The 14,500-nt window shown below is 68.2% G+C and carries 11 protein-coding genes and 2 tRNA genes; 8 read left to right on the top strand and 5 right to left on the bottom strand.

Going from position 1 to position 14,500, the window contains the following annotated elements:
- Positions 1-204: 204 nt before the first annotated feature.
- A complete protein-coding gene (locus tag AAN986_RS22005) occupies positions 205-1,086 on the bottom strand; it encodes a LysR substrate-binding domain-containing protein (protein ID WP_034390972.1) in 882 nt (293 codons plus the stop codon).
- Positions 1,087-1,291: 205 nt separating this feature from the next.
- Here AAN986_RS22005 and AAN986_RS22000 point away from each other — a divergent pair, with 205 nt between their 5' ends.
- Positions 1,292-2,824 carry an MFS transporter gene (locus AAN986_RS22000; RefSeq protein ID WP_082138121.1) on the top strand — a complete coding sequence of 511 codons (1,533 nt, stop codon included), beginning with the start codon at positions 1,292-1,294 and terminating at the stop codon, positions 2,822-2,824.
- Between the two features lie 39 nt (positions 2,825-2,863).
- Positions 2,864-3,265 carry a group II truncated hemoglobin gene (locus AAN986_RS21995; protein WP_034367729.1) on the top strand — a complete coding sequence of 134 codons (402 nt, stop codon included), beginning with the start codon at positions 2,864-2,866 and terminating at the stop codon, positions 3,263-3,265.
- Positions 3,266-3,345: 80 nt separating this feature from the next.
- Here AAN986_RS21995 and AAN986_RS21990 read toward each other — a convergent pair whose 3' ends face one another.
- Positions 3,346-4,767: an FAD-binding oxidoreductase gene (locus AAN986_RS21990; protein ID WP_047218994.1), complete on the bottom strand. Its 1,422-nt coding sequence runs from the start codon at positions 4,765-4,767 to the stop codon at positions 3,346-3,348.
- 336 nt (positions 4,768-5,103) lie between these two features.
- Here AAN986_RS21990 and AAN986_RS21985 point away from each other — a divergent pair, with 336 nt between their 5' ends.
- Both AAN986_RS21985 and AAN986_RS21980 read left to right on the top strand, forming a co-directional pair.
- Positions 5,104-5,502: a nuclear transport factor 2 family protein gene (locus AAN986_RS21985; RefSeq protein WP_013803799.1), complete on the top strand. Its 399-nt coding sequence runs from the start codon at positions 5,104-5,106 to the stop codon at positions 5,500-5,502.
- Positions 5,503-5,626: 124 nt separating this feature from the next.
- Entirely contained in the window at positions 5,627-7,069 is a 1,443-nt protein-coding gene (locus tag AAN986_RS21980) for an amino acid permease (protein ID WP_047218993.1), read from the top strand.
- Positions 7,070-7,115: 46 nt separating this feature from the next.
- On the opposite strand, the gene AAN986_RS21975 is transcribed toward AAN986_RS21980, so the two are convergent.
- On the bottom strand, positions 7,116-8,645 hold the full coding sequence (locus AAN986_RS21975; protein ID WP_047218992.1) for a PLP-dependent aminotransferase family protein: 1,530 nt from the start codon (positions 8,643-8,645) through the stop codon (positions 7,116-7,118).
- A 183-nt stretch (positions 8,646-8,828) separates the two neighbouring features.
- On the opposite strand from AAN986_RS21975, the gene AAN986_RS21970 reads away from it, so the two are divergent.
- The 3 genes from AAN986_RS21970 to greB all read left to right on the top strand — a co-directional run bounded on the left by AAN986_RS21970 (position 8,829) and on the right by greB (position 9,825).
- Positions 8,829-8,905, top strand: a tRNA-Arg gene (locus tag AAN986_RS21970).
- A 159-nt stretch (positions 8,906-9,064) separates the two neighbouring features.
- Positions 9,065-9,141, top strand: a tRNA-Arg gene (locus tag AAN986_RS21965).
- A gap of 117 nt (positions 9,142-9,258) precedes the next feature.
- Complete coding sequence (gene greB / locus AAN986_RS21960; protein WP_047218991.1) at positions 9,259-9,825, top strand: transcription elongation factor GreB; 567 nt, start codon at positions 9,259-9,261, stop codon at positions 9,823-9,825.
- Positions 9,826-9,829: 4 nt separating this feature from the next.
- On the opposite strand, the gene AAN986_RS21955 is transcribed toward greB, so the two are convergent.
- The gene (locus AAN986_RS21955) at positions 9,830-11,233 is read right to left on the bottom strand and encodes a lytic murein transglycosylase (RefSeq protein ID WP_047218990.1); all 1,404 of its coding nucleotides are present in this window, start codon (positions 11,231-11,233) and stop codon (positions 9,830-9,832) included.
- A gap of 88 nt (positions 11,234-11,321) precedes the next feature.
- On the opposite strand from AAN986_RS21955, the gene AAN986_RS21950 reads away from it, so the two are divergent.
- Positions 11,322-12,179, top strand: a complete 858-nt coding sequence (locus tag AAN986_RS21950; RefSeq protein ID WP_047218989.1) for an NAD-dependent protein deacetylase — start codon at positions 11,322-11,324, stop codon at positions 12,177-12,179.
- Positions 12,180-12,206: 27 nt separating this feature from the next.
- Here AAN986_RS21950 and AAN986_RS21945 read toward each other — a convergent pair whose 3' ends face one another.
- Complete coding sequence (locus tag AAN986_RS21945; protein ID WP_016450309.1) at positions 12,207-14,474, bottom strand: bifunctional (p)ppGpp synthetase/guanosine-3',5'-bis(diphosphate) 3'-pyrophosphohydrolase; 2,268 nt, start codon at positions 14,472-14,474, stop codon at positions 12,207-12,209.
- Positions 14,475-14,500 lie beyond the last annotated feature (26 nt).

Below are 14,500 nucleotides of genomic sequence, written 5' to 3'. Positions count from 1 at the left end.
CGCAGCGAAGCGGAGGGTCGCGGACATTCGGGTCGCCTTCTTTGATCTGACCTTTCTTGGCGAATCAAGAAAGGGCAGTCGGCTGCCGGGCCGAGACCCGGCCTCGAAAAACAACCACCCGGCAGGGGCAGAAACGAGCAATACCAGGGGCAGAAACGAGCAACAGCAGGGACAAGAACGAGCAACAGCAGAGGAAGGACGTGTTCAAGACTCCTTGAACAACCTCCCCCCCACAAAATCCACAAACGCCCTCACCTTAGGCGACAGCTGCCGACTCGACGCCCACAACGCCGAAAACTGCCCCGTGTGCGTCAGGTCCTCCGCCAGCACCCGCTGCAGCTCGCCACGCCCCAGTGCATCGCGCGCCAGGAAGTCCGGCATATAGGCCAGCCCCATGCCCGCCACGGCCGCGCCCAGCATGGCTTCCATGTTGTTGCAGACCAGGGCGGCGGGCAGGTGGGGCGGCATGCCGGGCAGCACCCATTCCTCCAGCTTGCCGCTGCTCAGGAAGCGATAGCGCAGGCAGCTGTGCTGTGCCAGCTCGGCGGGAGATTGCGGAATGCCCCGTGCCGCCAGGTAGTCGGGCGAGCCGGCCAGGATGAAGCGGAACGGCCCCAGCCGGCGCGCCACCAGGCGCGAGTCGGCCAGTTCGCCGCTGCGGATGACCACGTCCAGGCCGGCCTCGACCACGTCCACCAGGTGGTCGTTGAAGTCCAGGTCCAGGTCAACCTCCGGGTACAGGGCCTGGAACTCGGGCAGCACGGGCAGCAGGAAGCGGTAGCCGATGGTGGGCAGGCTCACACGCAGCCGCCCGCGCGGCGCCTCGGCGGCGGCCTGCATGGTGGCGCGCGCATCGTGCAGTTCATCCAGGATGCGGCGGCAGCGCTCGTGGAACAGCGCGCCTTCCTGCGTGAGGCGCACCTGGCGCGTGGTGCGCTGGAACAGGCGCAGGCCCAGTTGCTGTTCCAGCCGCGCCACGTTCTTGCCTACGGCCGAGGCCGAGATGCCCAGGGCGCGCCCGGCCTCGGCAAAGCTCAGCAGGTCGGCTGCACGCACAAAGGATTCGAGTCCGCTGAAGCTGTCCATGTCGATTAGCAACCTGGGGTTGGGAGTGTGGGGAGTCTGGCGCCTATTTTCACGGCATTGCAGCGCTTTTATCGTTCATGCATGCCTGGCCATGTGCGGCCGGGAAATTGCGAAAGCCTTGCCAACCATGTCCTCCTGCCTGACTTCTTCCCGCGCACCGGGTGCGCTCCACGGCACAGCGCGACCGCGTGCATCCCCGGTCTGGGTGCTGTTGTCGGTGTGTCTTGCGGCGCTGGCAATGCCGCTGAGTTTCACGGGGCCGGCCGTGGCGCTGGCTGCGCTGCGCGAGGCGCTGGGCGGCGGGCCGCTGGCGCTGAACTGGGTGACGAATGCCTTCATGCTGAGCTTTGGCGCCACGCTGATGGCGGCCGGCGCGCTGGCCGATCTGCACGGGCGGCGGCGCGTTTTCCTGACCGGGCTGGGCGTGGTGCTGGCCAGTGCGCTGGCCCAGGCCTGCCTGGGCGGGCAGGGGGCCATTGTCGTGTTCAACCTGCTGCGTGCGCTGCAGGGCCTGGGCGCGGCGGCTGCGCTGGCGGGCGGCACGGCGGCGCTGGCCCAGGTGTTCGACGGGACGGCGCGCATGCGTGCCTTCAGTGGCGTGGGCACGTCGTTCGGCGTGGGACTGGCCTTCGGGCCGTTGCTGTCGGGCTGGTTGCTGGGCGTGGCGGGCTGGCGCGGCGTGGTGCTTTGCGTGGCCGCCGTGGCGCTGGCCGCGCTGGTGCTGGGGCTGCGCTGCATGCCTCAGTCGCGCAACCCGAAGGCGCAGCGGCTGGACCGGGCCGGTGCGCTGCTGTTCACCGCAGCCCTGGCGCTGCTGACCTGGGGCGTGCTGCAGGGGCCGGAGGCGGGCTGGTCCAGCGGGGCGGCGCTGCTGCCGCTGGCCGGTGCCGCGCTGGCGCTGGCGGCCTTTGTGGCCGTGGAGCGGCGCGTGCAGCAGCGCCCGGGGCAGCCCATGCTGGACCTGTCGCTGTTTCGCTATCCGCGTTTCGTGGGCGTGCAGTTGCTGGCGGGTGCGCCGGCCTATGCCTTCGTGGTGCTGCTGGTGCTGCTGCCGGTGCGCTTCATCGGCGTGGAGGGCATGGCGCCGCTGCAGGCGGGGCAGCTGATGTTTGTGCTGTCCCTGCCCATGCTGTTCGTGCCGTTGCTGGCGGGCTGGCTCACACGCTGGATCTCGGCCGCGCTGCTGTGCCTGGCGGGGTTGCTGGTTTGCGCGGCGGGCCTGCTGTGGCTGGGCGGGTGCGCGCCGGGCACGGCCTTTGCGCAGATGGCGCCTCCGCTGCTGCTGATCGGCCTGGGCATCGGGCTGCCCTGGGGTTTGATGGATGGCCTGGCCGTGAGCGTGGTGCCCAGCGAGCGCGCCGGCATGGCCACGGGAATTTTCAGCACGGTGCGCGTGGCGGGCGAAGGCATGGCGCTGGCGCTGGTGGGCGCGGGGCTGGCCGCATTGCTGGCATGGCGTCTGTCGGCCCTGGCAGCTCAGGCGCCCCAGGCGGTGCAGGCGGTGCATGCCACCGGCCGCGCGGCGCAGTTGCTGGTGACGGGGAACATCGCCGAGGCCATGGCCCTGCTGCCCGGCCTGTCTGCACCCGACGTGCTGGCGGCCTATGGTCAGGCCTTTGGCATCTTGCTGGATGTGCTGGCGGGCATCACGGTGCTCACGGCGCTGGTGGTGTACGGGTTCCTGCGTGCCGGGGCCTCCACGGATACCGGTACGGGCACGGACATGGCACATGCCTGACAATCGCGGGTTTCACTCAGCCGCCAGCCGCTTTTCGCCATGTCAGAGGAATCCCAGAACAACGCCCCCCAGACCCCCTATGAATGGATCGGTGGCGAGCCCAGGGTGCAGGCCCTGGTGGACCGTTTCTACGATCTGATGGACCTGGAGCCCGGCTATGCCGAACTGCGTGCCGCCCACGGCAGCACCCTGGCCGATGCGCGCCAGAAGCTGTTCTGGTTCCTGTGCGGCTGGCTGGGCGGCCCGGACCATTACCAGGAGCGCTTCGGCCATCCGCGCCTGCGCATGCGCCACATGCCGTTTTCCATCGGCATCCTGGAACGCGACCAATGGGTGGCCTGCATGGACCAGGCCATGGGCGAGACCGGCGTGCCCGAGGATTTGCGCGTGCGCCTCAAGGCCAGCTTCATGAACACGGCCGACTGGATGCGGAACCGGTAGCAGGTGGCTGCCCCCGGCGCTGCTGAAAAAAAGGGCCGGCCCCCTGCAGGAGGCCGGCCCAAGCAGCAATCGGTTGGGGTTCAGAGCTTTTCGTCGCGCATGTAGTACCAGTGGTACAGGAACCGCTGCCCCAACCGGCGAAACGGCGCAAACGCGGGCGAGCGCACCATGTTGAAGACGTTCGGATACTCCAGCTCCGAGTTGTAGATGGGCAGCTCGAAGGTCTTGCTCTGGCGGCCTGCGATGCGCTCGGCCATGCGCCGGCCCGCGTGGGCCGAGAAGGAGACGCCGTTGCCGCCATAGCCCACGGCGTAGAAGATGCTCTGGGCCGGATCGGGCTGGAAGACGCGCGGCATCATGTCGTGGCTCACATCGACCCAGCCCCACCAGGAGTAGTCGATGGTGATGCCCTTGAGCGCCGGGAATTTGCGGTGCAGGCCGTCCACCAGCTTGGCCATGTGGATGGGGTTGGGCGCATCGGCACCCGTGACGGCGCTGCGGCTGCCGATCTGCACGCGGTTGTCGGGCAGGCGGCGGTAGTAAAAGCGCAGCGTGCGGGTGTCGGTGATGACCTGGGTGGTCTTGAAGCCCGTGGCCTCCAGCTCCTGCTCGGTCAGCGGCCGCGTGACCAGCGAGTTCGAGAGGATGGGCATGATCTTGGAGCGCAGGCTGCCATGCAGGGCGTTGCTGGTGTAGCCGCCCGTGGCAAATCCCACGGCGCGCGCCCGCACGGTGCCGCCGGGCGTGCGCAGGTGGTGCACGCCGTTGCGCGTCTCGACGCCCAGCACCGGGCTGGCCGGGTGCACCTTGACGCCCAGCTCCCGTGCCTTGCGCAGGTAGCCGAAGGCCAGCTTGAGCGGGTGCACGCCGATGCCGTCGGGCTCGTGCATGGCGCCGTGGCTGTCGGCGTCGTTCACATAGTTGCGGCGCAGCTCCTCGGGGCTGAGCATGCGGGCGTCGTAGCCGAAGACCTCGCGCATGATCTGGGTCTCGTTGCGCAGGAAGTCGAGTTTCTTTTCGCGGTGGGCGATGTAGAGGTGGCCGCCAGGCTGGGGCTCGCACTCGGGGAATTCGGCCACCAGGTCCTTGAAGGTCTGGAAGCCCTCGCGGATCTCGGCGTCGAGCTTGAGCGCCACGTCCTTGCCCCAGCGTGCGATCCACTGTGAGCGGTACAGGCGCCCGCTGGCGTTCTGCCCCTGGCCGCCATTGCGGCTGGTGCAGCCCCAGGCGGTCTGGTTGGCATCCAGCACCACGGCGCGTATGCCGTGCTCGCGCGCCAGGAACAGGGCCGTGGCCAGGCCCGTGAAGCCCGAGCCGACGATGGCCACGTCCACGTCCATGTCGCCGGTGACCGGGCCGTCATCGTCTGGCGGGCGTCCCGCCGTGCCGACCCAGTAGGTGGGCGCATAGCCCGTGCCGTGGCCCGGGTTGGCGGCCACCAGCGGGTCGTACTGAGGGTCGTAGGGACGCAGGTGGCTGGGGCGGATGTCCTCGGCTTTCATGGCGGATGTCTCCTGGTGCGGCGGCTTGGGATCTGCCGCTTTTTGCTATGGATTCGGTGGAATTGGGGCCAATGCCGGCGAGCCCTGGAAGGCGGTGCGCCGACGATGGAATCAGCATAGCCAGCAGGCCATGGAGCCAGTTAGCGCCACAGCCCAGCTTTCGATAGAGCCAGTGGCGGCCGGTGCGCGCGCCTGGACCTAACGATTGATGGCATCTGGTTCTAACGGGTCCGTGTGCCTGCTACCTACCATGGCCCATCGACATTTCGATGACGCGGCGCGGCGGCCCTGCCCGGGATCCGGCGCCGTGGTACCCACCACAGACAAGGAGACAGCATGAGCGCAGACACCAACCCTCCGGATGCCCAGTTCCTGGCCCGCTTCGCCGAGGCCTGGAACCGCCACGACATCGAGGCCCTGATGGGCTTCATGGCCGATGAATGTGAGTTCCACGCCGTGGCCGGGCCCGATCTCATGGGCCGCAGCTTTGTCGGCCGCCAGGCGGTGCGCGAGGGCTTTCAGATGGCCTGGCAGGCCTTCCCCGATGCGGCCTGGCTCGATGGAGACCATTTCGTGCAGGGCGACCGTGGCGTGTCCGAGAGCACCTTCAAGGGCACCAAGGCCGACGGCCTGCGCGTGGAAGCGCGCATGGTGGATGTCTTCACCTTCAAGGACGGAAAGATCGCCGTGAAGAACGCCTTCCGCAAGGACCGCCCGCCGGTGGCGGCCGCCTGACGGCGCGGGGCCTTGCGGCCCCGTGCCACCGGGAACACCGGATACGCCACGGCAAGGCGCGCACCTGCGCAGCCACCACAACAGAGCATCAGCCGTGGCGCCTGAACGCAACAGGAGACAAGACATGATCGGACATCAGCAAGCCTCTTCGCCGGGGCTTTCACACGGGCTCAAACAGCGGCACATGACCATGATCGCCCTGGGCGGCGTCATCGGCGCCGGGCTGTTCGTGGGCAGCGGCGTCGTCATCAAGTCGGCCGGGCCGGCCGCGATTCTTTCCTTCCTCATCACGGGCCTGCTCGTGGTGCTTGTCATGCGCATGCTGGGCGAGCTGGCCTGCTCCATGCCCGGCGGAGGGTCCTTCTACGAATATGCGCGAGAGGCCTGGCGCGACCGCCCCGGCGTGGGTCGGCTGGCAGGCTTTCTGACGGGCTGGATGTACTGGTACTTCTGGGTCATCGTCGTGGCGCTGGAGGCCGTGGCCGGTGCCGACCTGGTGCGCTACTGGCTGCCCGATGTCCCCAACTGGAGCATCAGCCTGGTGCTGCTGGTGATGCTGACGCTGACCAACCTGGTCTCGGTGAAGTCCTTTGGCGAGTTCGAGTTCTGGTTCGCCTCCATCAAGGTGGCGGCCATCGTGGTCTTCCTGTTCGTGGCTGGCGTCTACGTGCTGGGCCTGACGCCTGCGTCGCAGGGCATGCACTTCGGCAACCTCACCGGCAATGGCGGCTTCATGCCCAACGGCATCGTGCCGGTGCTGACCGGGGCCGTGGCGGCCACGGGCTTTTACTTCGGCGCCGAGATCGTGACCATCGCGGCGGCTGAAACTGCCGAGCCGCAGAAGGCCGTGGCCAAGGCCACCAGCTCGGTGATCACGCGCGTGCTGGTGTTCTATGTGGGCTCCATCTTCCTGGTGGCCTGCCTGGTGCCCTGGAATGCGGTTGGCATCGCCACGCCGTATGTGAGCGCACTGAACACCATGGGCGTGCCGGCTGCCGCGCAGATCATGAACGCCATCGTGCTGACGGCCGTGCTGTCGGCGCTCAACTCGGGGCTGTATGCATCCTCGCGCATGCTGTTCGCGCTGACGCGGCGCGGCGACGCGCCCCAGGCGCTGGCCAAGGTCAGCCGCAACGGCGTGCCCACGCGCGCCATCCTGGTGGCCACGGTGTTCGGCTACGGCGCCGTGGTGATGTCCTATGTGTCGCCCGACAAGGTGTTCGCCTTCCTGGTCAATTCCTACGGCACGGTGGCGATCTTCGTCTACATCCTGATCGCCATCTCGCAGCTGCGCCTGCGCTCCCGCCTGGAGCGTGAGGCGCCGCACCTGCTCAAGGTGCGCATGTGGTGCTATCCGTACCTGACCTGGTTCGCCATCTTCGGCATGCTGTCCATCGTCATCGCCATGGCCTTCATCCCCGAGCAGCGCACACCGCTGGCGCTGGGCGTGGCCAGCCTGTGCATCCTGCTGCTGGCCTATGGCGTGCGGCAGTTCCTGCAGCGTGGCGTGGCGCCGGTGGTGTCCTCGCTGTCCGAGGCCGCGCGGCCCGAGCCGCAGAAGTACTGACCGGGGGCGACGGGACCGGCAGGGCCGGTCCCGGCCACTCCTTGCGTTACTTCTCGGGCTGCTCCTCACGGATCGCATCGGCCAGGGCCCTCACGCCCTGGCCGATGTCGTTGGCGGGTATGGACTGGTAGCCCATGCGCATGAAGCTGCCGGGCGTGCCCGGGCGGGCGAAGAACACATCGCCGGGCTCGATGAGCACGCCGTGCGCTGCGGCGCGCTGCGCCAGGGCATCGACCGGAATGTGGTCGGGCAACTGCACCCAGCACGAGCCGCCGCCGCGCACGGGCGTGATGCGGCAGCCGGGCGCATGCTCGGCCATGGCGGCCGTCAGCGCCGCGTGCCGCTCCTTCTGCGCCTGTGCCAGGCGCCGCTGCTGGGCCTCGTAGTGGCCCAGGGAGATGAACATGGCCAGCGTGCGCTGCACGAAGGTGGCGGGGTGGCGGATCATGAGCCGGCGCAGCGCGCGCAGCTCGCGGATCAGCTCGGGCGCAGCCACGATGTAGCCCACGCGCAGGCCCGGCGCCAGGCTCTTTGACAGGCTGCCCACGTAGATCACGCGGTTGCTGCGGTCCAGACTCTTGAGCGCCGGAATGGGCTGGCCGTCGAAGCTGCTCTCGCTCTCGTAGTCATCCTCGATGAGGATGATGTCGTGCGCCTCGGCCATCTCCAGCAGCGCCTCGCGCCGGGCCAGCGGCATGGTCACGCCCGTGGGACACTGGTGGCTGGGCGTCACGTAGAGGTAGTCCAGCTGGCGCAGCAGCGGCGTGACCGGCAGGCCCTGGCCGTCCACCGGCAGCGGGATGACCTGGGAGGTACGGCTGCTGAAGATGTTGCGCGCGTCGGGGTAGCCGGGCTCCTCGATGCCCACGGCCGTGCCCTCGCGCATCAGCAGGTCGGCCACCATGTAGAGGGCGTGCTGCGCACCCACGGTAATGATCAGCTCGTCGGCCGAGGCCCATACGCCGCGGCGCGGCAGGATCTTGGTCTGCACCTGCTGGATCAGCATCTCGTCGTCGCGCGCGATCTGGTCGGGCGCCCACTGGCGTATGTCCAGCACGCCCAGGGCCTTGAGGCAGCATTCGCGCCAGGCGGCCGTGGGAAACAGCTCCTTGTCGAACTGGCCGTACAGGAAGGGATAGGGGTAGCGCTGCCAGTCCTCTTCCTTGACGATGCTGCGCTGCTGGCTGGGCAGCAGCCACAGGCGCCGCGACCAGTCGGTGCGGCGGCCTTCGCCAGGGGTGCTGCTGGCCGCAGCGCCGCCCGGCGTGCGCCCCTTGAGTACGTCGGGATGGATGAAGTGGCCCTTGCGCTGGCGGCTCAGCAAAAAGGCTTCCTCGGCCAGCTGCTGGTAGGCCAGCACCACGGTGATGCGTGCCACGCCCAGGTGGCGCGCCAGCTCGCGGCTGGAGGGAATGGATTCGCCGGGTGCGAGGATGCCCGAGAGGATGGCATCGACCAGCATCTCGCGGATCTGGCCCTGCAGGCTCAGGGAGGGGCGGGCGCTGCGGCGAAACAGCTGCCCCCACATGGCGCCCTCGGGCGGTTGCGGCTGCGTGGCCGCGCGCTTGTCTGTCATGTCTTGTCGTTCCCGCCGCTGCGGCGGGCCGCTCGCTGTGTTTGTCTCCCGCGCAGGTGCAGGGCAGGGCCTGCATCCGCGACCGGCCAATATAGGCCAGCGCGGTGCGCCACGGGGCCCGGAGTTTGCGATGGTTGCAATTTTTGCGGAGAGGCCGGAAATTGATATACAATCGTTGTCTTGGCGGCTGTAGCTCAGCTGGATAGAGTACTTGGCTACGAACCAAGGGGTCGTGGGTTCGATTCCTGCCAGCCGCACCAAAACGACAAGCCTCAGAACTGCAAAGTTCTGAGGCTTTTTCGTTTCAGGCGCCCGCACGGAGGCCGTGGCAATGGTTCAGGCGCTGGTCAACGGTTATTTTTCGATATTTTCATGGTTTTCCGTAAGCGTTCAAAAAGCACGCTATAATTCGAAGCTTGGCGGCTGTAGCTCAGCTGGATAGAGTACTTGGCTACGAACCAAGGGGTCGTGGGTTCGATTCCTGCCAGCCGCACCAAAACGACAAGCCTCAGAACTGCAAAGTTCTGAGGCTTTTTCGTTTGTGCTCAGTTGGTGTCGTGGTTTGTGCGGCGTCTTCGCCTCCTGCGGTGATCTGTGTGAAGATCGGCTCCCTATGAGCAAGGCTTTCACCAAGGAATCCGACGGCGACGACGATGATGAAGTCGGCCTGCCGCCCTTGCCGCCGGGCGGCAAGAACTACATCACGCCCCAGGGCTTCGAGCGGCTGAAGACGGAGCTGCTGGACCTGATCGACAACGAGCGTCCGCGCATCGTGGAGATCGTGCACTGGGCGGCCAGCAATGGCGACCGCTCCGAGAACGGCGACTATCTGTACGGCAAGAAGCGCCTGCGCGAGATCGATAGGCGCATCCGCTTCCTGACCAAGCGGCTGGAGATCGCCGAGGTGGTCGATCCCTCCGTGCATGCCGGCAGCGAGCAGATCTACTTCGGCGCCACCGTCACCTATGTCGATGACGAGGGCGAGCAGCGCACCATCACCATCATGGGCATCGACGAGGCCGACAGCGCACGCCAGCAGGTCAGCTGGATCGCACCCGTCTCGCGCGCCCTGCTCAAGGCCCGTGTGGGCGACGAGGTGGCCCTGCCCACACCCGCAGGTGTGCGCACGCTGGAAGTGCTGGAAGTCACCTACCCGGAGCCGGGCAGCGCCGCCGGGTGAGCGTTCAGGGCTGCAGTTTCTGCAGCAGCTCCAGCGTGGGATAGCCATCGGCCACCAGGCCCTGGCTTTGCTGGAACTGGCGCAGGCCCGCGCGCGTGGCCGGGCCCATCACGCCATCGGCTGTGCCGGCCGAAAATCCCCGTTCGTTGAGCGCGGCCTGCAAGGCGCGCAACTGCTCGCGCGACAGCGGTGCCAGATCGCGCGGCCAGGCCGCCTGCACGCCCGGGCCGCCGGCCAGTTGCTGCGACAGCAGGCCCACGCCCAATGCGTAATTCACGGAGTTGTTGTAGCGCAGGATGGTGCGGAAGTTGGCACCCACCATGAAGGCCGGCCCGCGTGCGCCGGCCGGCGCGATCACGCTGGCATCGGCCATGGAGGGCAGGGCGGAGCCGTCCACGGCCTGCACGCCCTCGGCCGCCCATTGCGCGCTGTCCTGGCGCACGCTGGTCTCGGCGCGTGCATGGTCAAAGCCTGCCGGCCGGCGCACTTCCACGCCCCAGGGTTCGCCCGTCTTCCAGCCCGAATGGGCCAGGTAGTTCGCCGTGGAGGCCGTCACATCGGGCAGGCTGCCCCAGATGTCGCGGCGGCCATCGCCATCGGCATCCACCGCATAGGCCAGGAAGACCGAGGGCAGGAACTGCGTATGGCCCATGGCGCCGGCCCAGGAGCCGATCATGTGGGCCGCGTCGATGTCGCCGTTGTCGATGATGCGCAGGGCGGCCAGCAACTCCTTCTGAGCCCAGGCCGCGCGCCGGCCGTCGAAGGCCAGGGTGGCCAGCGCATCGACGGTGGGGAAGTTGCCGAAGTTGCTGCCGTAATTGCTTTCCATGCCCCAGATGGCGGCGATCACCTCGGCCGGCACGCCATGGCGCTGGCTGGCCGCCTGCAGCGGTGCAGCCGCTTCGCGCAGCTTGGTGCGGCCCTGGGCAATGCGCTGGGCCGAGACGGCGCTGTCCAGGTACTGCCAGGGCGTGCGCGTGAACTCGGGCTGCGAGCGGTCCAGCTGCACCGCGCGCCGCTGCAGCCGGGCCGGCTCCAGCGCGCTGCTCACGGTCTTGGCGGAGATGCCGGCCTCCAGCGCCTTGCGCGCAAAGTCCCGCTTCCAGGCCTCGAAGCTGGCGGCCTCGGCCTGCTGGGACGCCTCTTGCGCGCCGCTTGCCTCGGCAGCAGGCGCTGCGGCCGGGCCGGCCTGTGCCGCCGCGGCAGGGGCGGTAGGGGCGGCAGGGGCGGCCGCATCCATGGAAGTCGCCGCAGCGGAAGCTGGCGCTGGCACCGGCGTGGGCGCAGGTCGGGAGGCGCAGCCGGCCAGCAGAGCGGCAGTCAGGGCGGTGGCCAGTCCGGCGCGGGTCAGCATGTGGGGGCCGTTGGCGTTGCTGGGGACGGGGGCGGTGGCATGTGCGTGGGGCATGCAGCCATTGTCTCCGCTGCGCCCTGGCGCTGAATGCAACACGGTGTTTCCGCACCAAGCCATCCATGGATCGCTATGCTGTGCTCCCATGACTGCTGCACCATCGCCCTCCCTGTCCCCGCCTGTGCAGGATGCCGCGCAGGCGCTGCGTGCCCTGCTGCGCCCTGGCCAGCGCTGGCTGGTGCTGACGGGCGCAGGTTGCAGCACAGGCTCGGGCATTCCGGACTACCGCGATGCGGCGGGGCAGTGGAAGCGACCCCAGCCCGTGACGCTGCAGGCCTTCATGGGCAGCCATGCCACGCGCCAGCGCTATTGGGCGCGCAGCCTGCTGGGCTGGCCCGTGATGGCGCAGGCCCGGCCCGGCCCGGCCCATGAGGCGCTGGCGCTGCTGCAGCAGCGCGGATGGATGGCCGGCCTGGTCACCCAGAACGTGGACGGCCTGCATACGGCGGCGGGCAGCGAGGGTGTCATCGACCTGCACGGCCGCATTGCCGCCGTGCGCTGCATGGGTTGTGGCGCCGGCATGGAGCGCGCCGCGCTGCAGGCCATGCTGCTGCAGCGCAACCCCGGCTGGGCCGGCCTGAGCGCCCAGGCCGCGCCCGATGGCGATGCCGACCTGGAGGGGCGCGACTTCAGCCGCTTCGACGTGCCGGCCTGTCCGCACTGCGGTGGCGTGCTCAAGCCCGATGTGGTGTTCTACGGCGAGGGCGTGCCGCGCGAGCGCGTGGCGGCGGTGCGGGTCGCGCTCGGGCATGCGCAGGGCCTGCTGGTCGTGGGCTCGTCGCTGATGGTGTATTCGGGCCTGCGCTTCGTGCACGAGGCCGTGGCCCAGGGCAAGCCGGTGGTGGCGGTCAACCAGGGCCGCATGCGGGCCGAAGATCTGCTGGCCTGCAAGTTCGAGCACGACTGCGGCCAGCTGCTTCAGCAACTGGTGCAGGGCCTGTAGAGAAGAGACCGGCCCGCAGGGCCGGGGTCAGGGGATGACGCGCGATGCGCGCACCACCGAGTGCACGCGGCGCAGGTTGCGCAGCGCGGACTCCACCTGCTGGTTGTCGTGCACCGAGATCACGAAGCACAGGTCCGTGGTGCTCATGGCGGCCTCGTCGGCCATGTCCACGCGCAGGATGTCCACCTCGGCGCCGGCCAGCTCGGCTGCCACGCGGGCGAGCACGCCCTTGCCGTTGTTGACGGTGACGACGATGCGGGCCTCGAAAAGGCGCGCGGCATCGATGTCATCTGCCCATTCCACGACAATGAAGCGGTCGCTGTCCTTTTCCTGCAGGCGCTGTGCGATCTTGCATTGCGCGTGGTGCACGATCAGGCCTTCGCCGCTGCCCAGATAGCCCACGATGGCGTCGCCCGGCACGGGCCGGCAGCACTGCGCGTAGTGGATGGAGCCCTGGTTGGAGCCGTCCAGCAGCACGGCGCCCTGGAAGGGCCGGTTGCTGGCATTGAAGCGTTCGCGCGTGAGCAGCAGGGCGTCGGGCCGGTGGCCGTGGCGCGCCATCAGCGCCGTCAGGCGCGAGGCCACCAGCGATGCAATGCGCCGGCCCATGCCGATGTCCACCATCAGGTCGGCGCGGCTGCGGCTGCCTGCCATGCGCAGCACTTCGTCCCACAGCGCCTGGTTGGCTTCATCGGCCGGCGGCACGGCGTCCATGCCTTCGGCGCGCATGGCCTGGGCCAGCAGGTTCTCGCCCAGGCGTGCCGATTCGCTTTGCGCGGCCGACTTCAGGTAATGGCGGATCTTGGAGCGCGCGCGGCCGGTCTTGACGAAGCCCAGCCAGGCCGGGTTGGGCGTGGCGTCTTCGGAGGTGACGATCTGCACCACGTCGCCGCTCTTGAGTTCGGTGCGCAGCGGCACTTCCTCGTTGTTGATGCGCGCGGCGGTCATGTGGTTGCCGACCTTGCTGTGGATCGCATAGGCGAAGTCCACCACGGTGGCGCCGCGCGGCATGGCCATGATCTCGCTCTTGGGCGTGAACACGTAGACGGCGTCGGGGAACAGGTCCACCTTGACGTGGTCCCAGAACTCGGCGGCATCGCGCGTCTCGTTCTGGATGTCCAGCAGCGATTGGAGCCACTGCGTGCCCAGCTGCTCGGAATCGTGGCCGGGCTGGGCCTTGTAGAGCCAATGGGCGGCCACGCCGGCCTCGGCGACGATGTGCATTTCCTCGGTGCGGATCTGGAACTCGATGTTCACGCCCGAGGGGCCCACCAGCGTGGTGTGCAGCGACTGGTAGCCATTGTTCTTGGCAATGGCGATGTAGTCCTTGAAGCGGCCCGGCATGGGCTTGTACATCTGGTGCAGCACGCCCAGCGCCGTGTAGCAATCGATCACGCGCGGCAAGATGATGCGAAAGCCGTAGATGTCCGTCACCTTGGCAAAGCTCAGCTGGTTCTTCTCCATGCGCAGATAGAGCGAATACAGCGTGCTTTCACGGCCGGCAAGGCGGGCCTGCAGCCCTGCGCCGGCGAACTCGGCATTGACCTCGTCCTGCACGCGCTGGACCAGGTCGCGGCGTCGCTTGCGCGAGCGGGCGATGGCTTTTTCCAGCGTGGCGTAGCGCCAGGGATGCAGGTGGCGGAAGGCCAGGTCCTGCAGCTCACGGTAGGTCTGGTTCAGCCCCAGGCGGTGGGCGATGGGTGCGTAGATCTCCAGCGTTTCCGACGAGATGCGGCCCCACTTGCTGCGCGGCATGTCGCCCATGGTGCGCATGTTGTGGGTGCGGTCGGCCAGCTTGATCAGGATCACGCGCACATCGCGCGCCATGGCCAGCAGCATCTTGCGGAAGGATTCCGCCTGGTTCTCTTCGCGCGTGTTGAACTGCAGCTTGTCCAGCTTCGTGAGGCCGTCGACCAGCTCGGCCACGTCCTGGCCGAAGCGCTGGGCGAGATCGGCCTTGGTGACGCCGCAGTCTTCCATCGCATCGTGCAGCAGGGCGGCCATCAGGGCCGGGGCGTCGAGCTTCCAGCTCGCGCACAGCGCCGTGACCGCGATGGGATGGGTGATATAGGGTTCGCCGCTGCTGCGCCACTGGTCGCTATGGGCCTGGTCGGCGAAGGCATAGGCTTCGCGCACCTGCTCGATGCTGGTGGCATCCAGGTATCCCAGGTGCTCCATCAGTCCGGCAAAGGCATTGGCCGACACGGCGGTTGCCTGCTCTGCAGACATGCGCTCGGGCCGGGGTGGCGGTACGGGATCAGAGGGGGCTGTGAACGAAGTCAAGGCCGCTTTCATGACTTAAATGTAGCGTGCATGCTGGT

The sequence above is a fragment of the Delftia sp. DS1230 genome, from assembly GCF_040112715.1.
Taxonomy (GTDB): Bacteria; Pseudomonadota; Gammaproteobacteria; order Burkholderiales; family Burkholderiaceae_C; genus Comamonas; species Comamonas tsuruhatensis.
This window is presented reverse-complemented; position numbering and strand designations above follow the sequence as displayed.